The organism is Streptomyces caelestis, assembly GCF_001279005.1.
Classification (GTDB): Bacteria; Actinomycetota; Actinomycetes; order Streptomycetales; family Streptomycetaceae; genus Streptomyces; species Streptomyces heliomycini.
Window position 1 is genome coordinate 23,158 of the sequence record NZ_LGCN01000199.1, and the last position, 21,524, is coordinate 44,681.

Sequence of the window (21,524 nt, forward strand, 5' to 3'; positions counted from 1 at the left end):
CCGGTCACGCGGGACGGTGAAATCCCGGCCGCCGCCGATCGAAGGAAACCGCGCCGGGGGAGCACTCGGAGCATGACGAGTTCATCGTTCCAGCGCACCCTCACCCTGCCCGCCGCACTGTGCGAACAGGCCGCACAGCATCTGGAGCAGGCCGCCCGGCGGACCGTCGACGGCGCCGGGATCCCGCTGAAGGCGTTCCGCGCGGCCGCCGACAGCGACTACACCTTCCCGGTGTCCGTGGTGGAACAGGCGGCCGGCTGCCTGCTGGTCCTGGCCACGGAGACCGCCCAGACCGTACGGCCCTCGGTCCTGCGCACCACCATCGGCGTCGCCCTGCGCCTGCGCGACGCCGTGCAGGCCGTCCACCGGCCCGCCCTCACCACCCGCTTCTGGTGAGGGCGCGCCGCATGGCCCCCGCCCGGCGGGGAACCCGGCGCACCTCCATCGTTCACACCTCCAGGAGAAGGCATGAGTCTGTTGCGCGTCCTCGGCCGGCCGATGCTGGCGTCGATGTTCGTCGCGGGCGGACTGGATTCCGTCCGCAACCCCCAGAACGTCGCCCCGGCCGCCGAGTCCGTCGTCAAGCCCGTCACCGATCGCGTCGCGGTGCTGCCGGACCGCACCGAGGACGCCGTGCGCCTGAGCGGCGCCGTCCAGGTCGTGGGCGGGCTGCTGCTGGCCACGGGGCGCCTGTCCCGTCCGGCGGCGCTCGCCCTCGCCGTCACGCTCGTGCCCACGACGCTGGCCGCCCACCGCTTCTGGGAGGAGGAGGACCCCGGTCAGCGCATGCAGCAGCGCATCCACTTCCTGAAGAACCTGTCCATGCTCGGCGGTCTGCTGATCGCCGCCGACGACACCGGCGCCGCCCCCTCGCTGCTCTGGCGGAGCCGGCACGCCGCTCATGATCTGCGCCGCGACGCCCACCTCGTACGCCGGTCCGTCCGGGCCGGGGCCGCCCCCGCCGCGGCGGCCGGCCGGGTCCGGGCCAAGCTGTCCCGCTGATCCGCCGGGCCGCGTCGGCTCCCCGGGGGCGGGGGGACCCGGCCGGCGCCACCACGAACCGGAGGTGAGGGACAGGGGACACGGAGGCGACGTCATCGACGAACCGGTGACCGATCACCGGGAGGTCGAGGAACTCCTCGGCAGGACCGGGGAGCCGCCGCCCGGCCCCGGGGACCGCGAGGTGCACGCCGGCCAGGCCGCCATCGAGCCGATCCGGCACTCGGCGCCCGAGGAGGCGTGCCCCCACCCGGCCGTGCGGGAGCACATGGAGAACGGGGAGGCGCCGGCCGACCGTGAACTCGGGGACCACACCACGGTTGAGCGGACGATGAAGGACCCGGGGGCCGCGACGCGGGCGATCCCGAGTTCGACCGGCTCACCGGCACGCTGATGAGCGAGATCCGCGAGCCCGTCGCCGACGAGGAGCGGAACCCGTTCCCGATGCCGCGCGCCTCCCGCGCCCCGGAGCAGCTCGACCGGCTCGGTGACCAGGTCCGGCAGGCGAAGAGGACGGCCCCGACTCGGCCGCCCCGGACAAGCCGCCGGCGCCGGGCGCCGGAACGGCGGACCGGGTCCGGGGCGCGCTGAGCGGACGCCGGAAGCCCGGCCGGCGCGGGGGCACACAGGGGCATGTGGAGCGGGGACCCGGCGCCGGGACACCGGGCCCCTGCCTGCCCCGGTCGTTGTGAGCAACCGCACTCACCCCCCAAGTCACCGCCCGCACCGCCCCCTTGACGCCCGCGCCCCCGTACTCCCCGGCCGCGCGGAAACGACTCGGCCGCCCCTTCTGCCACGATGGGCCGCGCCCTGTCCGGGTGAGGGGAGCCGCCGCGCAGCGCAGCCGGCGTTCCGCCTCCCGCACCCCCTCCGCTGAGTCCTCCGACTCGTCCCTCCGAGTGGCGCCACTGTGTCTTCCCCGCCCACCCCCGCCCACCCCGGGTCCCGCTCGCCCTGGCGCTCCCTGCGGCACCGCAGCATGCGCTGGTGGTCCGTCGCGAACTTCGTGTCCAACGCCGGTACGTGGATGCAGCTCACGGTGCAGAACCTGCTGGTCCTGCAGATCACCGGGTCCGCCGCGGCCACCGGCCTGTCCATGTCCGTGCAGGCCGCCCCGGCGCTGCTCATGAGCGTCCTCGGCGGCGCGGCGGTCGACCGCTGGCCGCGGAGGCTGACGGCCGCCGTGAGCCAGGCGCTGCTGGCCCTGATCGCGTTCACCACGGCCGCCCTGGTGGCGCTCGACCGGCTCGACATGACGTCCCTGATGGCGCTGGCCGCCGTCACCGGCGTGGTCGCCACCGTCGACAACCCGGCGTGCGCCCTGCTGGGCAACGACCTCGTCCCCGCCGAGGACGTGCCCTCCGCCATCGGGGTGGGCGCGCTGGTGTTCAACGCGGGCCGGCTCGCGGGCGCCGCGCTCGCCGGCGTGACCGTCGGGTTCCTCGGCACGGCCGCCGCCTACTTCGCCAACGGTCTCTCCTTCCTGTTCGTGACCGCGGTCATCCCGTTCCTGCGCCCGGCCGCGGGCGCGGTCCGGCAGGTCGTCGGGAAGGGCGCGCGCCGGGGGAGCGCCATGACCGTCCGCGAGGGGCTCGCCTTCTTCGTCCGCCGGCCCCGGCTGCTCGCGCTCGCCGGGGTGACCGGCGTCAGCGCGGTCTTCGGCCGCAACTACGGGCTCACGCTCGCCGTCCTGGTCACCGGGCCGCTCGCGGGCGGCGCCGGGGCGTTCGGCACGGTGTCCACCGTCCTCGCGGTCGGCGGCATCCTCGGCGCGGTGCTCGGGGCGCGGCTGCGCCGGCCGTCCGTGCGGCTGGTCGGCGCCCTCGCGGCGACGGGCGCGCTGCTGCAGGTGGTGGCGGGGATGTCACCCTCGCTGGCCGTGCTGCTCGTGCTGGTGCTGCCCATGGCCGTCGTCGAGTCCGTCTCCGACACCGCCGGAACGGCCGTCCTGCAGACCGACCCGCCCGCCCACCTGCGCGGACGCGTGCTCGGCGTCTGGGGCAGCGTCGGCACCGTGTGGGGCCTGGGCGGCCCGCCCGCCCTGGGCCTCCTCATGGAACTCGCCGGACCCCGCGGCGCCCTGATCACCGGCGGCCTGGTCATCGCCGCCTCGATCGCGGCCGGCCACCTCCTCCACACCCGCCGCACCCAGGCCCCGGCCGCTCTCCGGCCCCAGACCTTGGAGACAGCGGCGTGACCACGGCCTGTCCGGCGTTCGAGGACGAGGCCCGAAGGGCCGGAAGGGGGTCGGGGGCGCAGCCCCAGGGACGGGAAGGGTAGGGGCGGAGGGGGGCGAAAACCTCCCCGCCCTCGCCCTCCGCTCACCCCTGCGGCGCCCGAAGGGAAACCGCCGCCCGCGCCGCTCGCCGGGCCAGCAGCGTCGTGGACCGCCCGTCCAGATACGGCAGCACCACCGCCTGCCCGCCCCAGGACCGCAACACCTCCGCCTCCGGCAGCTCCTGCACGGAGTAGTCCCCGCCCTTCACCCACACATCGGGCCGCAACCGCCCCAGCACCGCCTCGGGCGTGTCCTCCTCGAAGACCACCACCGCGTCCACGCTCCCCAGCGCCGCCAGCACCCTCACCCGGTCCGCCACCGGCGTCAGCGGCCGCCCCGCCCCCTTCCGGCGCGTGACCGACGCATCGGAGTTCAGGCACACGATCAGACAGTCGCCGACCCGCCGCGCGCTCTCCAGCAGCCCGACGTGCCCCGCGTGCACCAGATCGAAGCAGCCCCCCGTGGCGACCACCGTCCCCCCGCGCGCCCGCACCCCCTCCGCCAGCTCGAACGCGTCGGCGGCCGGATCGTGCGCGGGGCCCGGTACGGCCGGCGCGTGCCACAGGTCCGGGTTCCCCGCCCCGCCCGCCGCGACGAACGCCGCCGCGTCGGCGACCGCCCGCTGCAGCGCCTCCTCCGGCAGCAGTCCGTCGGCCAGCGCCGCGACCGTCGTCGCCGCGAAGCGATCGCCCGCGCCGCACGGGTCGCCGTCCGCCCGGAACGGCGCCGGGATCAGCATCGGCGTACCCCCGCCGGGCCGGGTCAGCAGCACCCCGCGGTCCCCGAGCGTCACCGCGACCCCCGCCGCCCGCCAGCGCTCCGCCAGTACCGCCCCGCGCTCGGCGAAGGCGCCCAGCGACGCCCCGGACACCCCCGGCGCGTCCACGCACAGGGCGACCGCCTCCGCCGCGTTGGGCGTGACGAGGCGCGCCCCCGGCACCGGGGGGTCCCCCTGGGGATGCGGGTCCCACACCAGGGGCGTGCGCCGGGCCGCGTCCACCAGGTGCGGACGCACGGCCCCCGCGGTGTGCCGCCCGTAGTCCGCGACGAGGACGGCGTGCGCGCCCGCGAGCGCCTCGCGCACCGCGTCGTCCGGCTCGCCGGGCGTCCCGCCGCCCCGGTCGATGCGCACCACGGGCCGCCCGCCCGCCAGCACCCGCGTCTTCACCGGCAGCGTGCCGTGCAGCGGCAGCTCGAGGAGCCGGACCCGGCCGCCGAGCTCCCGGCGCACGGCCTCGCTGGCCGGGTCGTCGCCGAGCGCGGTCACCAGCACCACGTCCCGGCCGCCGCGGGCCGCGAGCGCGGCGGCCAGCCCGGCCCCGCCCGGATGCCGGCGGTCACCGGTGACGTCGACGACCGGGGCGGGCGCGTCCGGGGCCAGCCGGGTCGCGACCCCCTCGATGTCCTCGTCGAGCAGGACGTCCCCCACCACCACCAGCGGCTTCGGACCGGTCATGACATCCTCCCGGGAACGGCCGCCGCACTGCGCGCCAAAGGCGCGGCCACGGCGGCGTCGAAACACTCGCAGAGCAGGTGCACGGCGACCAGATGCGTCTCCTGGACGGTCGCGGTGCTGCCCGCCGCCACGCACAGCGCCTCGTCCACGGCCTCCGCCAGCGGGTTCGGGCCGGGCCCGGTGAGCGCCCAGACCCGCAGCCCGGCCTGCCGGGCGGTCACCGCCGCCGCGATCAGATTGGCGCTGCGGCCCGAGGTGGACAGCAGCATCAGCACGTCGCCGGGACGCCCATGGGCGGTCACCTGGCGGGCGTAGACGTGGTCGAAGCCGTAGTCGTTGCCGATGGCGGTGACACTGGAGGTCTCCGCGTGCAGGGCGAGCGCCGAGTAGGCGCGCCGCTCCCTGCGGTAGCGGCCGACCAGTTCGGCGGTCAGGTGCTGGGCCTGGGCGGCGCTGCCGCCGTTGCCGGCGGCCAGCAGCCGTCCGCCGTCGGTGAGGACGGCGGCGAGGCGTCCGCCCCAGTCCGCGATCCGGGGCAGGCCGCTCCGGCAGAAGCCGTCGAGGGACTCCTGGAGCGACCGGCAGTGCAGCCGGGCGGCGTCGAGCGCGGGGTGTTCGGTCATGGTGTTCCGGGCGCACCGCCTCGACGGCGGCGGGGCCCGCACCTCCTTCCAGCATCGGACGCCGGCGGGTCAGCCGGTCCCGGTCGTGGCGGGCTCGGCGTCGAGGACCTCGCAGTACGCCGTCTCGGTGGCCGCGGCGATCCGCGCCCAGCCGTAGCGGCTGAGCACCCGGCGGCGGCCGGCCGCCCCGCACGCCCGACGGGCCGCCGGGTCGGCGAGCAGACCGGCCACGGTCCGGGCCAGCGCCTCGGGGTCGCCGGGCGGCACCAGCCGGCCGGTGCCGGGATCGGCGACCGTGTCGAGCTGCCCGCCGACCGCGCTGGCCACCACCGGACGGCCGCAGGCCATGGCCTCCAGCGGGACGATCCCGAAGGGCTCGTAGTCGGCGGGGCACAGCACCACGTCGGCGGAGCGCAGCAGCGCCGGCACCCGCCCGGCGTCCACCCCGCCGGTGAACCGGACCCGGCCGGCGACCCCGGCGTCCCGCGCGACGTCGCGCAGCCGGCGCACCTCCGGGTCGGCGTCGAGGCGGTCCGCAGGGGGACCGCCGACCACCAGCAGCTCGGTGTCGGGCAGCCGGGCCAGCGCGGCCACCGACACCGCGGCGCCCTTGCGCGGCACCAGCCGCCCGAGCTGCACCAGCCGGTACCGCAGCGGGCCGCGCGGTGCGACCGGGCCCACCGGCGAGAACCGTTCCGTGTCGACGCCGCAGGGCACGACGCCGATCCGGTGTGCCGGGACGCCCATCCGGATCAGCTCGGCGACCTCGTCCCGGCAGGTGGCGACGACACGGTCGCAGCCCAGCCCCACCTCGATCTCGCAGCCGATCCGCTCCGGCGGACTGGTGTCGGCGAGCCGCTGGTGCCGGCGCTTCACCGTGCCCAGCGCGTGGTACGTGTGCAGCAGCGGCAGCCCCAGTTCCCGGGCCGCCCCCAGCGAGGCCAGCCCCGACATCCAGTAGTGCGAGTGCGCCACGTCCGGGGTGCGCGCCCGCCACACCCGGGCCAGACAGCGCCCGAACTCGTCCATGTACGGCAGCAGCCGGTCCTTGGGGACCGGCCGCGCGGGGCCCGCCGGTACGTGGTGCACCTCGACCCCCTCGCGCAGCGTCACCCGGTCGGGCAGGTCGGGCGCGTCACGGCGGGTGTGCACGGTGACGCGGTGGCCGCGGTCGGCGAGCGCCCCGGCCAGGGCGGCGACGTGGACGTTCTGCCCGCCGGCGTCCACCCCGCCGAGGGCGGCGAGCGGACTCGCGTGCTCCGAGACCAGGGCGATGGACAGCACGCCCGGGGGGAGGGGGGCGGAAGCGGGGTTCATGGGCGCACCTCCGTGAGCGGTCGCGGCACGGGCCGCGACGGAATGTTCGTACGGCCGCTCCTCGGCCCGTCCGCTCCCCGCGCCCCCGCCCCGGACGCCACGGGTCCGCCGGGCCGGCGGGCGGCGGCCCCGGCCGGGCGGATCACGAGGGCTGCCGTTCGCCGGCCCCCGGGCGGGGCGCCGGTGCGGGCGGCCCGGCCCGGTGCGTACGGGACCGGGCCGGGCGGTGGACGACAAGGCCGCGCGACCAGTGCCAGGTCGCGGCGGGCGGGATGAGCGCGCTGGTCAGGACCATGGTGATGACCTCGTCCCGGGTGCGCGGACCCGGCAGGATCCGGGCGAGGGCGAACTCGGCGGTCCCCGCCAGCCACCCGGTGGCACACGCCACCGCCGCGAGCGGCCGGCCGGACAGCGCGCAGCCCGTCGCCGTCAGACCCGCCGCGGTCACCGCCAGGTGCAGCGGCAGACGGCCCCGGGGAGCCTGTGCCCGCCGCCACCAGCCGCGCCCGTGCAGCCTGGTCATCAGCACGTCGTCGGCGTTGCCCGCCTGGGTCCGTACGGAGACCCAGCGCCCGGCGGGCCGTACCGGATGGGCGGTGGTGCGGCGGCCCTCGGACAGCGTCCAGCCGGCGTCGAACACCCGCAGCGCCAGGTCCGCGTCCTCCCGGAAGGCCCTGCGGAACCGTTCGTCGAAACCGCCGACGGCCTCCAGCGCCCGGCGGCGGTACGCCATGTCGGCGGTGATCCAGCGGGCCCGGGCGAGCCCGGCGGTGACCCGCTCCCAGTCGGTGGGCGGCCGGTCCGGCGGCAGCGGCACCTCGATCAGGGCGCTGATCCCGGCGGTCGCGACGCTCGCCCCGGCGAGGTCGAGCGCGAGGTCGTCGGCCCAGGTGGGGCCGGGCACCACGTCGTCGTCGAGGAAGACGATCCACGGCGCGTCCCCGGCGGCCCGCCACCCGGTGTTGCGGGCGGCGGCCGGGCCCCGCGCCCCGCCGGGCACGACGAGGGTGCGCGAGCGCAGCGACGGCGGAACGGCGGCGGTCAGCGGCGCACCGGCCGGGTCCGGACGGTCGTCGACCACCACGACCCGTGCCGGGCCGGGCCCGTCCGCCTCGGCCAGCGCCCGCAGACACCGCCCGAGGCAGGGCCGGCCGAGCGTCGGCACCACCACCGCGTACTCCCCGTCCGGGGCGACCGGCCCGGTCACCGCACGCCCTCGCCGTCGTCGCCGGAGCGGAACAGATCGCCGCGCCGGATCGCGTAGGGGCCGATGGCCAGCAGGTCGACGGGGGAGGAGCCGAAGCACTCCAGGGCGTCGCGCGGGTCGTCCACCATCGGCCGGCCCGCCGTGTTGAGGCTGGTGTTGACGACCACGGGCAGCCCGGTCAGCCGTTCGAACTCGCTCAGCACGCGCGCCACCAGGGGCTCGCGCCCCGGGTCGACCGTCTGGATGCGGGCGGTGCCGTCGACGTGCACCACGGCCGGGATGCGCTCCCGCCAGGCGGGCGCCACGTCGTGCACGAACAGCATGTACGGGCTGGGCAGCGGCCCGTCGAAGAGCGCGGCGGCCCGGTCGGCGAGCACCATCGGCGCGACCGGGCGGAACTGCTCGCGTCCCTTGACGTCGTTGAGCCGCTCCAGGTTGCCCGCGTGCCCGGGATGGGCCAGCAGGGAGCGGTGGCCGAGCGCCCGGGGGCCGTACTCGCCGCGCCCCTGGAACCAGGCGACGATGCCGTTGCCGGCCAGCGTCCGGGCCACGGTGGCGGCGATGTCGGCCGGCCGCTCGAAGGGCACGGCGGCCGTCTTCAGCCAGGCTCCCAGCTCCGCGTCGGACCAGTCCCGGCCGAGGTCGGCGCCGGTCATGGGCTCCGGCCCGTCGCCGGCGCCGGCCGACAGCAGCAGGGCGCCGCCCAGCGCGGTCCCCGCGTCCCCGGCCGCGGGCTGCACCCACACCCGGGAGAACGGGCCCTCGCGGGCGACGCGGGAGTTGGCGACGCAGTTCAGGGCGACGCCTCCGGCGAGGGTGAGCACCGAGCCGTGGGTACGGCCGTGCAGCCAGCGCACCAGGTCCAGCAGGGTCTCCTCCAGCACCGCCTGCGCGCTCGCGGCGACGTCGGCGTGGTCCCGGGTCCACGGTTCGTCCGGGCCGCGCGGCGCGCACAGTTCGTCCCAGGGCACGCCGGTGGCGTGGAAGCCGCCGTCACCGGTCGGGTACACGTACCGGCGCAGTTCGGGCAGCATGCGCGGGGTGCCGTGGGAGGCGAGGGCCATCACCTTGAACTCGTCACAGGAGCGCAGGAAGCCGAGGTGCTCGGTGAGTTCCTCGTAGACCAGGCCGAGCGAGTGGGGGAGGTCCTGCGCGCGCAGGGGCTCGAGCCGGTCGCCCACACGGCGGGCGGCGAGGTGGGAGGCGCGTTCGCCGCGGCCGTCCAGCACGAGGACGCAGCAGTCCCCGGCGTCCGGCGCGGCGAAGGCGCCGGAGGCGGCGTGCGCCATGTGATGCGGCACGAAGCGCACGGTCTCGGGGTCCAGACCCGGCAGCGCGGTCCGCAGGAAGCCGGGGGCCTCCCGCGCGTAGGTGAGCCGCAGGTGGTCCCACGGGTCGTCCAGGCCCATCGCGTCGGCGGGGCGGGCCAGCGCGGGGTCGAAGGAGTAGGCGACCGCGTCGAGGTCCTCGGGCCGCAGCCCGGCCCGCTTCAGACACCAGGCGGCGGCCTGCTCGGGCAGCTCCCAGGCGGAGAACGGCAGCGGACGCTTGCCGTGCTTGCGCCGGGAGAACCTCTCCTCCTCCGCGGCGGCGACGGTCCGCCCGTCGATCACCAGGGCGGCCGCGGGGTCGTGGAAGAGGGCGTTGATACCGAGGATGCGCATGGGCGGACGGGCCTTTCGCGGATCGGGCGACCGGGTGCTGGGACCGCGGCGCCCTGGGCCGGCGGGGACGGCCGCGCTCAGCGGCGTACTTCGGCGCGGAACCAGTCGATCGTGCGGCGCAGCCCTTCCTCGGCGCCGACCAGGGGCTCCCAGCCCAGCTTGTCGCGGGCCAGCGTGATGTCCGGGCAGCGCACGGCCGGGTCGTCCACCGGGCGTTCGATGTAGCGGATCTCCGAACGGGAACCGGTGAGCGCGATGACGAGACGGGCCAGGGCGAGCATGGTGATCTCGCCGGGGTTGCCGATGTTGACGGGGCCGCGCATGCCGTGGCCGGCCGCCGCGAGGACGCCGGCCACCGTGTCGTCGACGTAGCACAGCGAGCGGGTCTGCAGACCGTCACCGGTCACGGTGAGGGGTTCGCCGGCCAGGGCCTGCCGGACGAAGGTGGGCACGGCGCGGCCGTCGTGGCCGCGCATCCGCGGGCCGTAGGTGTTGAACAGCCGCACGATGCAGGTGTCCGTGCCGCCGGTCTCCGCGTGGGCGGTGGTCAGCGCCTCGCCGAAGCGCTTGGCCTCGTCGTAGACACTGCGCGGGCCGACCGGGTTGACGTGGCCCCAGTACCGTTCGTCCTGCGGATTCTGCTGTGGGTCGCCGTAGACCTCCGAGGTGGAGGCGAGGACGAAGCGGGCCTCGGCGTCGTGGGCGAGCTTCAGGGCGTTGCGGGTGCCGAGACTGCCCGTCTCCATGGTGTGCAGCGGCAGTCGCAGGTAGTCCGCGGGGGAGGCGGGGGAGGCGAAGTGCAGCACCAGGTCGGGCGGTCGGCCGACCGGCAGCTCCTGCGCCACGTTGGCGCGCACCAGCGTGAACCCGGGCCGTTCGAGCAGCGGGGCGATGTTCTCCGGCCGGCCGGTGCTGAGGTCGTCCACGCAGGTGACGGCGGCGCCCGCGTCGAGCAGGGCGGCACACAGATGGGAGCCGACGAATCCCGCGCCACCGGTGACGACGGCGTGCTCCCACTTCCGGGATATGACGGTGCTCATGCCGCCCACCCTGCCCCCCGCCCCCGCCCCCGGCACGACCGCCTACTGCATTCCGGTGAACCACCCAGCGTGACCGCCCGGCCGTCCGCCGCTCACCGCGGGCATCCGTGCCACCGTTCCCGCGGGCAGTCGTGTCGCTGGGGCGGCACGGGTGGGCGCGACGGCACCCCGCAGGCGCCGGGTTGCGCCGCCCCCTCCGGCCCGCACCGACGCGGGGCACCCCGCAGGCGCCGGGCCGCGCGAACACCCCCGGCCCACCACGACGCCGGGCACCCGGCAAGGCGCCGGCCCGGCGGGAACCCGCGGGCTCACCCCACGAGCGTGGCATCCGGATCGAGCCGCCCGAGAAGCGCCGACCGGTGAAGCCCCGCCACCGGATCGACCAGGTCCGGATGCCGCAACAACGCCGCCGCACCCCGGTCCGCCTCACCGGGCGCGACCAGCCGTCGGAACTCGCCGCACCCGTCCCCACCCAGCGCGGTCACCGCGGTCACCGCCAGCCGGGCGTCGGCCAGCAGACACACCGCCCAGCTCGCCACGACCTCGTCGACCCACGTACGCCAGCCCTCGCCCCCGCCCCCCGTATCCGCCCCGGTGACCCGGTCGAGCCGCCCGGAACCCCCCGGCCCCGCCAGCCCGACCAGGGCGGCGTCCATCTCCGTCGGATACCGCAGCCGCGCGGCGACGGTCACCGCCTGCCGCGCCTGCACCTCGCACAGCGCGGCCGCCAGCGCCCCGCCGGGCGCGGGAAAGGAACGGGTCAGCCACTGCGCGGTCGCCGCGATGACCGGGGAGAGATCTGCTTGCACTGTCGGGCCGTCCGAGCTGCCGGGGGGAGGGGACCGCACGGAACGCTAGCCTCCACCCCACCCGCCCCGATATGACCCCGACCTCCTTCGGCACGTGGCCCCGGCCACATCCGAACGGGTGCCCCGCCCGCCCCCGGAGTGTTCCGGCACCCCCCTGGGGCACCCGGCGGCCATGGACGTACTCAGCCGCCCCTTGATCGACCGCACCCTGCCGCTGCTGGCCGAGGGCTACGCCTGGCTGCCCAACCGGATGCGCGACACCCCCGGCCCCGTGGTCCGCACCAGGATCCTGGGCCGGCCCGCACTCGCCCTGCGCGGCCCCGAAGCGGTGCGGTTCTTCTACGACGAACGGAACGTGCACCGGCACCGCGCCATCCCCGAACCCGTACTCGCCACCCTGTTCGGCCACGAGGCGGTGCACACCCTGGACGGCGTCGCCCACCGCACCCGCAAGTCCCTGTTCCTGCCGCTGCTCGAACCCGGCCGGATCGCCGGCCTCGTCGACCACACCACCGCCGCCTGGGACGAGGCCGTACCCGCCTGGAGCCGGCGCGGCTCGGTCGTGCTCTTCGACGAGGCGAGCACGGTGCTCGCCACCGGGGTCCACCGGTGGGCCGGCATACCCCTGGACGACGCCGACGCCGAGGCGACGGCCCGCGACATGATCGCCATGGTCGACGGCTTCGCCACCGCCGGACCGCGCCACCTGCGGGCCCGGCGCGCCCGCTCCCGGCAGGAGGAACGGCTGGGCCGGCTGGTGCGGGACGTACGGTCCGGCACGGTCACCGCCCCCGCGGACTCGGTCCTCGACCTGGTGTGCCGGCACCGCGACGCGGGCGGCGAACCGCTCGACGAGAAGACCGCCGGGGTGGAACTGCTCAACGTCGTCCGCCCGACGACCGCCGTCGCCTGGTTCGTCGCCTTCACCGCGCACGCCCTGCACAAGTGGCCCGAGCACCGCGCGCCCCTGGCGGACGGCGACCTCCCGTTCACCGCCGCGTTCGCCCACGAGGTGCGCCGCTTCTACCCGTTCGTGCCGTTCCTCGGCGGTCTGGCCGCCCGGGACCTGTACTGGCGGGGCGAGTGGGTCCCGGCCGGCGGGCTGGTGGTGCTCGACGTGTACGGGCAGAACCACGACGAGTCGCTGTGGGGCGATCCGTACGCCTTCCGCCCGCGGCGCTTCCTCGAACGGCCCGTGGAGCGCGACGAACTGATCCCGCAGGGCGGCGGGGACCCGGCCGCCGGCCACCGCTGCCCCGGCGAGGGCATCACCGTCGGCGTGCTGGAGGCGCTCGCGGTGCGGCTCGCCCGGACGGAGTACACGGTGCCGGAGCAGAACCTCACGATACCGCTGCACCGGGTCCCGACCCGCCCGCACAGCGGCGTGCTCCTGTCCGGCGTACGCCTGCCCGCCGTCCCCTCGTGACGCCGTGCCCCTCCGGCACGTCGAAGGGGCGGCGAGAGCGAGTCCGGGAAAGGCGGCGTGCCTCGTCCGGCGCCGGCGGATCCGGAGCGGAGGAACACCCGGGAACCCACCGGAATCCGCGTCGTCGGCGCCGCGGCGGCTCCCGACCCGGTCGAGGCCGCCGCCGGCGCCGCACCGGTCACACCGTCACAGCCGCTGCCACAGCGCCGGGGTGCCGGCGGGCGCCCACGCGCCCTGCGCCTGGTGGGTCTGCAGGCACTGGTAGCGCACGCCGTCACGGGTCACCGTGGCGCCCACCTCGTAGACCCGGCCCTCGGCCCACGCCTGCGCGCCGTCGTCCCGGCCACCCGGCGCGGTCCGCGCCGCGGCGGCGGTGGTCAGGGTGAGACCGAAGTCGCCGAGGATCGGGTTGACCGGCTGGTAGAACGTCGTACCTCCGGCGGTGCAGTCGCCGGACCCGCCGGAGGTGACGCCCTGGGCCTGGGCGCCCGCCACGAACGGCCCGCCGGAGTCGCCCGGTTCCGCGCACACCGTCGTCCTGGTCAGCCCGTCCACCGTGCCCTGCGCGTACCGGACGCTGGTGTCGTGCTGCTCGATGACTCCGCAGTGCCAGCCGGTGGTCGAGCCGGAACGGCACACCGACGCCCCGACGAGCGCCTGCGCCGAACCGGTGACCTGCACCTCCTGGCCCTCCTGCGCCTTGACGTCCGGCGTGGGCGTCCACCGGTCGTCGGTGGCCACCCACGCCATGTCCTCGCCGGGGAACGTGGAGGCCTGGAAGACGCCCTGCGCGGTGCGGTCGTACCCGGTGGTGGTCGCGCCGGCCCCGCCGCAGTGACCGGCGGTGACGAACCCGCCCCGCCCGCCCTCGGTGACGGAGAAACCGACGGAGCAGCGCGCGGTGTTGTCGATGTAGAAGGCGTCGCCGCCGGTGATGTCCTGCAGCAGGCGCGGCCGGGCCGTCGTCATCCGGATGGCGACGTCCTCGCCCTCCAGTCCCGCGGCCCTGACGAAGGCGGCGCCGGCCTCCTGGCTGGTCGCCTGCACCACGATCCGGTTCTTCGGCACGTCGACGTACCAGACGGGCGTCTCGAGGGACCGGGTGCGCTCGGCCGCCGCGTCCAGTTTCGCCTTGTCCGCCTCCAGGCCGGCCAGCGTCCGCCGCACCACCTCGGCCGTGGCGCCCTGGGCCTCGATGGCCGGCACGTCCTCGGCGGCGGTGGTCGCGACCGTGAGCTCCTCGGACGTGGCGCCCTGCACCCAGGCGCCGGCGAACCGGTCGCCGAGCGCGTTGCGCAGCCGGCCCGCGCGGGTGCCCGCCTCGGCCTCGTTGACCAGCCGCTCGGAGGCCTGGGCCTCGTCCAGCCGCAGATCGCGCTGGAGGGCGGCGAGCAGGTGGGGCGACGGCCGGTCGGCGCCGAGGGTCTGGGCGGCGCCGGGCGCCGGCCCCGCCCCGGGCGCGGGGTCGGCCGCCGCGGCACAGGGGAGTCCGGCGAGGACGAGGGCGCCGAGCGCCGTGAACGCCGACCGGCGTGCGGCCCGGGCGTGTCTGAGGACCATGCGGTACGTCTCCTTCGGGCGGGGTGCGAAGCTGCGGAGGAGACTCAGTCCTTGCCCGTGGCATCCGACACGATGTCAGGACACGCCGGGATTACCGCGTTCGGGACACCTGTGGACGCCAAGTGCAGTACACGCGGACGACTCCGGGCACCCGGACGGGTCGGACCGGTGTCGGACCGGGTGGACCCACCTCGGTGACGAAGGAGGCGGCCGTGGGCGCGACGACGCCCGGCTCGATGCGCGCATGGCCGCGCCGGCCGTCGTGGAACCTCAGGTGGGGATCGGCCCGCAGGCAGGTGTCCCAGGGGGCCGGGTGCTCCGCGCCGTCGCGACCGCCGGCGACGGAGGTGCAGGTCGGCTCCGTGCCCAGGACGGCGGAGCCGGGGTCGTCGAAGTCGTCCTTGATGCCGAAGGCGTACGCGACGCGGACGTCGCAGGTGAGGACCAGCCCAGTCGGCGACGCCGGCCGCCTTCGCGCCCGCGGCCGGACGGCCGCGAGCGGCGCGGTAGCCGTCCCGGGCGTCCATGGAGCCCTTCGCCTCGGCGTTCGGGGCCGGCCCGCGCGGCGAGAAGCACATCTGCCGGCGCATCACGTTCCACAGCGCCGTCGACGTGCCCCCCGTCGAGCGGCCGGCGCTCCTGGGCGTCCCCGGTGAGGGTGCGCGCCGGGCCGTCCGGTTCGGGACCGGGAACGTGCGGGGTGGCGCCGTAGGCCCGGCCGGCGGCGGCGCGGCCGGGCGAGCGCGGCCGCGCCCCGGGCGCGTGCGCGGCGACCCGGGCCACGGGACACGGAGCCTGCACGCCAAGCAGACGAAATGCGCGAAGGGCACGGGCCGTGCGGGGCGTTCACCCGGGAGGCGGTACACGGACCCGGCCCGGAGCGGAGAGAAGCGCCGCCGGTACGGCCGACGGCGCTGGAACGGTGGAGCGGTGGGTCAGGCGGTCGCCGCTCCCGTGCCAGCGCCCGCGCGGTCGCGGACCGGCAGGTGGTAGACGTGGAAGGCGCGGCCGATGACCGGCTGGGCCACGTTGCGCACCTTCACGCCGCCCGTCGTCATGCCGTGCTCGCTGCCGGCGTGCGCGTGCCCGTGCACGGCGAGATCGGCGCCGGCCGTGTCGATCGCCTCGGCCAGCAGGTAGCTGCCCAGGAACGGATAGATCTCCAGCGGCTCCCCGGCCAGGGTCTCCGGCACGGGGGAGTAGTGGGTGAGGGCGATCCGGGCGTCGCAGCCCTCCCGGTCCAGCTTCTCCAGCGAGGCCCGCAGGCCGTCGGCGCACCGGCGGGAGACCCGGACGAACTCCTTCATCACCGGCTCGCCGAACTCCCCGGCGCTCGCCCCGACGAACCCGCCGCCGAACCCCTTGGTGCCGGCCACCCCGACGCGCGCGCCGCCGGCCCGTACCACCGCCGACTCACCTTCCAGGACATGGGCGCCGGCGTCCCGCAGGACGGCCGTGACCTCGTCCTGCCGGTCGTCGTGGTGGTCGTGGTTGCCGAGCACGGCGACCACGGGGACGCCCAGGCCCCGGATCTCGTCGGCCACCACGCGGGCCTCCTCGACGGTGCCGTGCCGGGTGAGGTCCCCGGCCAGCAGCAGCAGGTCGGCGCAGTCGGGCAGGGTGTCGAACGCGGGGCGCAGGGTGCCCCGGGTGTCGGGCCCCATGTGGATGTCGCCGACGGCGGCGATCCGGATCATGACAGTTCCTCCGCGTGGTCGGGCGACGCGGTCTCGCTGACCACGATGTCGCAGTGCACCTCGAGTCCGGTGAGCTCCTCGCGCACCGTGCCGAGGACCTCCTCGCGGCAGTGGGCCGAGGGGACGGTCCCGGTGACCAGTACGGCCCCGCCGCGGACCTCGACCCGCACGCCGAGTTCGCCGAGTTCGCCGGAGGCGAGACGGTCCTGGAGGTGGGCGATGCGGTACTCCGGGCTCGCCGCCGCCGGTGCGCCGCCCGCCGGTCCGGCGTCGTGGGTGTTCATGGGCGTTCCTTCCGCGGACGTTCAGATGACGTTCAGGCGTTCCAGGAGGAAGAAGAAGGCGGCCGGCATGGGCTCGTCCCCGCAGTCGCGCCGCACCCGCTCCCAGTCGACCTTCTCGCGCAGGGCGCGGGCGATGGGCAGGACGGCCCCGAAGTCGCAGTGGTGCTCCGAGAAGGCGGCCAGCAGGCCGGTCAGCAGGTCGGTGGGAGCCAGGACCGGCATGCGCACCGACTCCACCGGCAGTTCCGGCGCCCGCCGGAGCATCTCGGTGGAGACGGGCCGGTGCGCCAGTTCGAAGATGAGGTCGACGTCCTGGCCGAAGCAGGTGGCCTTGATCAGCCAGTCCTCGGGCGGGGTGTACACCGTCAGCCCGGCCTCGCGGAGCGTGGCGGCCACCGGCTCGGCGTCCTCGGGCCGGACGCAGAAGTCGACGTCGTGCTGGAGGTTCCCGCTGCCGCCGTGGGCGTGGACGGCGACGCTGCCGGCCAGCGCGAACGGGTGCCCGCCCCGCTTGAGCACCGCGCCGACCTGCTTGGCCGCCTCCAGGATCGCCTGATTGCGGTCGCGGGGCAGCTCCGGGTCGTCCTCCTGGCCGCGTGCGCCGCTTCGCACGGTGTGCGCCGGCACCGGTCCCGGGAGGTCCGTGGCCAGACGGAGCTCCCGGGGCCCCGAGGGCCGGGCGAGTGTGGCGTCCTCGCCGTTCTCCGTCATGACCACTCCCTTCGCGGACCGGACGGTCCGCACGGCCGTCGTGTGCCCGCATCTAGTACCCGGTGTGCCCGTTCCGACACGGGCGCGGGCGAAAGGCGGGCCCCCGGGAGGCGGCGACCGCCCGGGCGGCCGCCTCCCGTGCGCGGGCCCCGCCCGCCCGGTGGTCCGTCCCGCCCCGGCGGATTCGCCTCGGTGCCGCCAGACTGGAAGTGCAGGGCGGTCCCGGAAACCGACCGGGCCCCGCCGACGCAGGCGGGCGCGGGCGCGCCCGGCGCCGAGCCCGCCGCCGAGCGAGAAGGGTGAGGATCGGCATGAAGGGCTACGTCTTCCACGGTCCTGGGCAGTCCGCCTGGGAGGAGGTCCCCGACCCGGCCGTCGAGGAACCCGGCGACGCCATCGTGCGCGTCGACGCCGTCACCATCTGCGGCACGGACCTGCACATCCTCAAGGGCGACGTGCCCGAGGTCCGCCCGGGCACCGTCCTGGGCCACGAGGCGGTCGGCGAGGTCGTCGAGACCGGCGGCGACGTCCGCACCGTGCGCCCCGGGGACCGCGTCCTGGTCTCCTGCATCTCCGCCTGCGGGCGCTGCGGTTACTGCCGCGAGGGCGTGTACGGCCAGTGCCGGGGCGGCGGGGGCTGGATCCTCGGCCACCTCGTCGACGGCACCCAGGCCGAATACGTGCGCGTCCCGTACGCCGACCTGTCGGTGTACCCGCTGCCCGGCGCGGTCGCGAACGAGGACGCCGTGCTGCTGGCCGACATCTTCCCCACCGCCTACGAGGTGGGCGTGCTCAACGGGCGGGTGCGTCCCGGCGACACGGTCGTCGTGGTCGGCGCCGGGCCCGTCGGGCTCGCCGCGATCGCCACCGCCCGGCTGTTCGGCCCCGAACGCGTCGTCGCCGTGGACGTGGCGGCCTCCCGGCTGCAGGCCGCGAAGGAGTTCGGGGCCGAGGCCGTCGCCGACGCCGGTGAGGGCCCCGAGCAGCTGATCGCGGACCTCACCGGCGGGCTCGGCGCGGACGTGGTCATCGAGGCGGTGGGCGTCCCGGAGACCTTCGAGCTGTGCGCCCGCGTGGTGCGGCCCGGAGGGCACCTGGCCAACGTCGGCGTGCACGGCGCCCCCGCCACGCTGCACCTCGAGGACCTGTGGATCAAGAACGTCACCATCACCACCGGACTGGTCGACACCCGCTCCACCCCCACCCTGCTGCGGATGGCGGCCGCCGGCCGGCTGCCCACCCGCCGGCTGGTCACCCACACGTTCCCGCTCGACCACATGCAGGAGGCCTACGACGTCTTCGGCAACGCCGCCGAGACCGGGGCGCTCAAGGTCGTCCTCGGTGTTCCGCAGCACGAGGTGGTGCCCGTGCACCCGACGGTCTGACGGGCGCGCCGGCGGATCGGGCCGTTCGGCCCATGCGGGAGCGGGGCGGCCGGGTCCACCCTGGAGTGAGGCGCCGTTCGTCACCTGTGCGAGGAGGTGACCTCCGATGGCGAGGACGCAGGGTACGAGGCCCCGGAGGGTGCGGCTGTGGCGGTGGCGGAGGAACCCGCTGCGCCGCCGCAGCGATCTGGTCGAGGCCTGGCTGGTGCTCGCCGCACTCGTCCTCGCCCTGCTGCTCGGGGTGTTCTCCGGCCTGACGGCGGCCGCGGCCGTGGACGGGTCGCTCGCCGAGCGCCGGGAGCGGACCACCCCCGTCACCGCCGTACTGGCCGAGGACGCGGCCGGGCTGTCCGCGCCGGTGACGGAGAACGGGGACGGCGGCGTATGGGCCAGGGTGCGGTGGACCGCTTCCGACGGCACCGACCGCACGGGCCGGGCGGAGGTCGACCCGGGGAGCCGGGCGGGCACAAAGGTCACCGTGTGGACGGATCCCGCGGGCCGGCTGGTCTCCGCACCGCCCGAGGGCGCGGAAGCGCGGTTCCAGAGCGTCATGGCCGGCACCACGGTCGCCGTCGCCTCCGGAGGACTGGTCCTGCTCGGCGGCCGGCTGGTCCGCGCCCGGCTGCACCTGCGGCGCCTGGCCGAGTGGGAGGAGGAGTGGCGCCGGGTCGAGCCGTCGTGGCGCAGGCGCATGACGGGCTGAGGCGGGGCGCCGTGGCGACCGGGCCTCCAGCGACCTGCTCAATTGCAAAATTTAGCAATTGGCTACATGCTGTTCTCGCCATACAGTCGTCGCCGAAGTCGAGGGCCCGTGTCCGTACCGCTGCCGCAGGCCCGAGTCCGAGTCCGGTCCCGGCTCGCCTCGCTGCTGCCCACCCGTGCCGATCTGGACCGGGCACGGCGCAGCCCCCGCCGGGACCTGCTCGCCGGCCTGACCGTCGCGGTCGTCGCGCTGCCGCTCGCGCTCGGTTTCGGCGTCTCCTCCGGGCTCGGCGCCGAGGCGGGGCTGGCCACCGCCGTGGTCGCCGGGGCCCTGGCCGCCGTGTTCGGCGGCTCCGACCTCCAGGTCTCCGGGCCGACCGGGGCGATGACCGTGGTCCTGGTGCCCATCGTCGCCGACCACGGACCGGCGGGCGTGCTCACCGTGGGTCTGATGGCGGGCGCGATCCTGGTCGCGCTGGCGCTGCTGCGGGCCGGGGGAAGCATGCGGTACGTGCCCGCGCCGGTGGTGGAGGGCTTCACGCTCGGCATCGCGTGCGTGATCGGACTCCAGCAGATCCCGAACGCCCTCGGCGTGCCCGTGCCCGAGGGGGAGCGGGTCCTGGTGGTGGCCTGGCGGGCGTACCAGGAGTTCGTCCGCGCCCCCAACTGGACGGCCTTGGCGCTGGCGCTCGCGGTGGCGGGCACGATGCTGCTCGGAGCGCGCTGGAAACCGGCCGTCCCCTTCTCCGTCCTGGCGGTGGTCGCGGCCACCGTCGTGGCCCGGACGGCCGGCCTGGACGCGGCGCGTCCGATCGGCGACCTGCCCTCGGGCCTGCCCGCCCCCTCCCTCTCCTTCGTCGACACCGGCGCCCTGGGCGGCCTGCTCGCGCCCGCCCTGGCGGTGGCGGCACTGGCCGCCCTGGAGTCGCTGCTGTCCGCCTCCGTCGCCGACGGCATGACCGTCGGGCAGCGGCACGACCCCGACCGGGAACTGTTCGGCCAGGGCCTCGCCAACATCGCCGCCCCGCTGTTCGGCGGCGTCCCCGCGACCGGCGCCATCGCCCGCACCGCCGTCAACGTCCGTACCGGCGCCGCCTCCCGGCTGGCCTCGCTCACGCACGCCGTCGTCCTCGCCGTGATCGTCTTCGCGGCCGCCCCGCTGGTGTCGCGGATCCCGCTCGCCGCCCTCGCCGGCGTGCTGCTGGCGACCGCGGTCCGCATGGTCGAGGTCGGCTCACTGCGCGCGATGGCCCGCGCCACCCGCTCCGACGCGCTGATCCTCGTCCTGACCGCCGTCGCCACGCTCGTGCTCGACCTCGTCCAGGCGGTGATCATCGGTCTGGTCGTCGCCGGCGTCCTCGCGCTGCGCGCCGTCGCCCGGCAGGCCCGGCTCGCCCCGCTGCCGCTCGACCGGGGCGACCACACGGACGAGGAGCACGAACTGACGGCCGAGCACATCGTCGCCTACCGCCTCGACGGCCCCCTGTTCTTCGCCGCCGCCCACCGCTTCCTGCTGGAGCTGACCGAACTCGCCGACGTACGCGTGGTCATCCTGCGGATGTCCCACGTGAGCGTCGTCGACGCCACCGGGGCCCTGGTCCTCAAGGACGCGGTGACGAAACTGGGACGGCGCGGCATCGTCGTCATGGCGTCCGGGGTCCGCCCGGCACACCGCCGGGCCCTCGACGCCGTGGGCGCCCTGGAGCTGCTGCGGCACGAGGGCCGGGAGTACGCCACGACCCCCGAGGCGATCCGCGCCGCCCGCGACCACCTGGAACGCGACGGCGTCCTGCGGGCGGCGAAGCCCCCGGTCGCGGTGCCCGCACCCACCCGGGAGGCGCCGTGACCCGCACCCACCCCCTCTCCCGGGCTCCGCGCACCACGCGGAGCGGACCGTGCCTTTCGGAGCGCCGATGACATCCGCACTGAGCGCACTGCCCCACCGCCACGTGCTCACCCTGCCCACCGGGCCCGGCGCCGTGCGCCTGGCCCGCGAAACGGCCGAACGGGCCCTGGCGGAGTGGGGCATCGGCGAGCGCCACCCCGCGGTGGGCCCGGCGCTGCTGATCCTGAGCGAACTGGTGGCCAACAGCGTCCGGCACGCGGCCGAGGTCTCCCCGCGCACGACGGTGGTCTACGCGGCGAGCCCCGACTGCCTGGTGTTCGCCGTGCACGACCGCCACCCTCACCGGCCGCGGCTGTCCGGGCCGGACGGCGCCGGACCGGGCGGCCTGGCCACGGTCGTCGAACTGACCCACGGGCTGGGCGGCACCGCCGTGGTCCGGGGCGACGCCGACGGCCGCGGGAAGAGCGTCTGGATCACGCTCCCCCTGTGAGCCCACGGGGCCCGGCCGCCGGACGGCGGG

General features: G+C 76.4%; 19 protein-coding genes and 1 pseudogene. 9 read left to right on the forward strand and 11 right to left on the reverse strand.

Annotated features, from left to right (window positions below):
- The first annotated feature begins 72 nt into the window (after nt 1-72).
- The 4 genes and pseudogenes from ADK41_RS20140 to ADK41_RS20155 all read left to right on the forward strand — a co-directional run bounded on the left by ADK41_RS20140 (nt 73) and on the right by ADK41_RS20155 (nt 3,196).
- The gene (locus ADK41_RS20140; RefSeq protein WP_030833073.1) at nt 73-396 is read left to right on the forward strand and encodes a hypothetical protein; all 324 of its coding nucleotides are present in this window, start codon (nt 73-75) and stop codon (nt 394-396) included.
- A 72-nt stretch (nt 397-468) separates the two neighbouring features.
- Entirely contained in the window at nt 469-1,002 is a 534-nt protein-coding gene (locus ADK41_RS20145; protein ID WP_030833075.1) for a DoxX family protein, read from the forward strand.
- Nucleotides 1,003-1,066: 64 nt separating this feature from the next.
- Nucleotides 1,067-1,607, forward strand: a pseudogene (locus ADK41_RS39550) (hemerythrin domain-containing protein); the annotation flags it as partial.
- Nucleotides 1,608-1,978: 371 nt separating this feature from the next.
- A complete protein-coding gene (locus ADK41_RS20155; RefSeq protein ID WP_030833079.1) occupies nt 1,979-3,196 on the forward strand; it encodes an MFS transporter in 1,218 nt (405 codons plus the stop codon).
- Between the two features lie 124 nt (nt 3,197-3,320).
- Here the strand turns inward: ADK41_RS20155 and rfaE2 are convergent, their stop codons facing one another.
- The 7 genes from rfaE2 to ADK41_RS20190 all read right to left on the reverse strand — a co-directional run bounded on the left by rfaE2 (nt 3,321) and on the right by ADK41_RS20190 (nt 11,393).
- Complete coding sequence (gene rfaE2 / locus ADK41_RS20160) at nt 3,321-4,733, reverse strand: D-glycero-beta-D-manno-heptose 1-phosphate adenylyltransferase (protein ID WP_030833082.1); 1,413 nt, start codon at nt 4,731-4,733, stop codon at nt 3,321-3,323.
- Nucleotides 4,730-5,356 (reverse strand): D-sedoheptulose-7-phosphate isomerase, encoded by a 627-nt coding sequence (locus tag ADK41_RS20165; RefSeq protein ID WP_030833085.1) that lies wholly within the window; start codon nt 5,354-5,356, stop codon nt 4,730-4,732. Before ADK41_RS20165 ends, rfaE2 begins: the two co-directional genes overlap by 4 nt.
- A 69-nt stretch (nt 5,357-5,425) precedes the next feature.
- Nucleotides 5,426-6,673, reverse strand: a complete 1,248-nt coding sequence (locus tag ADK41_RS20170) for a glycosyltransferase (RefSeq protein WP_030833088.1) — start codon at nt 6,671-6,673, stop codon at nt 5,426-5,428.
- Nucleotides 6,674-6,815: 142 nt separating this feature from the next.
- Nucleotides 6,816-7,880, reverse strand: coding sequence for a glycosyltransferase family 2 protein (locus tag ADK41_RS20175; RefSeq protein WP_030833090.1), 1,065 nt, complete (start codon nt 7,878-7,880; stop codon nt 6,816-6,818).
- Complete coding sequence (locus tag ADK41_RS20180; RefSeq protein ID WP_030833094.1) at nt 7,877-9,544, reverse strand: carbamoyltransferase family protein; 1,668 nt, start codon at nt 9,542-9,544, stop codon at nt 7,877-7,879. Before ADK41_RS20180 ends, ADK41_RS20175 begins: the two co-directional genes overlap by 4 nt.
- A 77-nt stretch (nt 9,545-9,621) precedes the next feature.
- Entirely contained in the window at nt 9,622-10,584 is a 963-nt protein-coding gene (locus ADK41_RS20185) for an NAD-dependent epimerase/dehydratase family protein (RefSeq protein WP_030833097.1), read from the reverse strand.
- A 308-nt stretch (nt 10,585-10,892) separates the two neighbouring features.
- Nucleotides 10,893-11,393: a hypothetical protein gene (locus tag ADK41_RS20190; protein WP_030833100.1), complete on the reverse strand. Its 501-nt coding sequence runs from the start codon at nt 11,391-11,393 to the stop codon at nt 10,893-10,895.
- 172 nt (nt 11,394-11,565) lie between these two features.
- Between ADK41_RS20190 and ADK41_RS20195 the strand changes: the two genes are divergently transcribed.
- On the forward strand, nt 11,566-12,819 hold the full coding sequence (locus tag ADK41_RS20195; protein WP_030833103.1) for a cytochrome P450: 1,254 nt from the start codon (nt 11,566-11,568) through the stop codon (nt 12,817-12,819).
- 186 nt (nt 12,820-13,005) lie between these two features.
- Here ADK41_RS20195 and ADK41_RS20200 read toward each other — a convergent pair whose 3' ends face one another.
- The 4 genes from ADK41_RS20200 to ADK41_RS20220 all read right to left on the reverse strand — a co-directional run bounded on the left by ADK41_RS20200 (nt 13,006) and on the right by ADK41_RS20220 (nt 17,071).
- Nucleotides 13,006-14,379 carry a trypsin-like serine protease gene (locus tag ADK41_RS20200; protein WP_030833106.1) on the reverse strand — a complete coding sequence of 458 codons (1,374 nt, stop codon included), beginning with the start codon at nt 14,377-14,379 and terminating at the stop codon, nt 13,006-13,008.
- Between the two features lie 935 nt (nt 14,380-15,314).
- Nucleotides 15,315-16,076 carry a metallophosphoesterase family protein gene (locus ADK41_RS20210; RefSeq protein WP_030833111.1) on the reverse strand — a complete coding sequence of 254 codons (762 nt, stop codon included), beginning with the start codon at nt 16,074-16,076 and terminating at the stop codon, nt 15,315-15,317.
- The gene (locus ADK41_RS20215) at nt 16,073-16,360 is read right to left on the reverse strand and encodes a BON domain-containing protein (RefSeq protein WP_030833113.1); all 288 of its coding nucleotides are present in this window, start codon (nt 16,358-16,360) and stop codon (nt 16,073-16,075) included. Before ADK41_RS20215 ends, ADK41_RS20210 begins: the two co-directional genes overlap by 4 nt.
- Before the next feature lie 21 nt (nt 16,361-16,381).
- Nucleotides 16,382-17,071 carry a nucleotidyltransferase family protein gene (locus ADK41_RS20220; RefSeq protein ID WP_030833116.1) on the reverse strand — a complete coding sequence of 230 codons (690 nt, stop codon included), beginning with the start codon at nt 17,069-17,071 and terminating at the stop codon, nt 16,382-16,384.
- 311 nt (nt 17,072-17,382) lie between these two features.
- Between ADK41_RS20220 and ADK41_RS20225 the strand changes: the two genes are divergently transcribed.
- The 4 genes from ADK41_RS20225 to ADK41_RS20240 all read left to right on the forward strand — a co-directional run bounded on the left by ADK41_RS20225 (nt 17,383) and on the right by ADK41_RS20240 (nt 21,494).
- The gene (locus ADK41_RS20225) at nt 17,383-18,456 is read left to right on the forward strand and encodes a zinc-binding dehydrogenase (protein ID WP_030833119.1); all 1,074 of its coding nucleotides are present in this window, start codon (nt 17,383-17,385) and stop codon (nt 18,454-18,456) included.
- A gap of 106 nt (nt 18,457-18,562) precedes the next feature.
- Complete coding sequence (locus ADK41_RS20230) at nt 18,563-19,159, forward strand: Rv1733c family protein (RefSeq protein ID WP_030833122.1); 597 nt, start codon at nt 18,563-18,565, stop codon at nt 19,157-19,159.
- A 108-nt stretch (nt 19,160-19,267) separates the two neighbouring features.
- Nucleotides 19,268-21,004 carry a SulP family inorganic anion transporter gene (locus ADK41_RS20235; protein ID WP_030833125.1) on the forward strand — a complete coding sequence of 579 codons (1,737 nt, stop codon included), beginning with the start codon at nt 19,268-19,270 and terminating at the stop codon, nt 21,002-21,004.
- A 67-nt stretch (nt 21,005-21,071) separates the two neighbouring features.
- Nucleotides 21,072-21,494 (forward strand): ATP-binding protein, encoded by a 423-nt coding sequence (locus tag ADK41_RS20240; protein ID WP_030833127.1) that lies wholly within the window; start codon nt 21,072-21,074, stop codon nt 21,492-21,494.
- Nucleotides 21,495-21,524 lie beyond the last annotated feature (30 nt).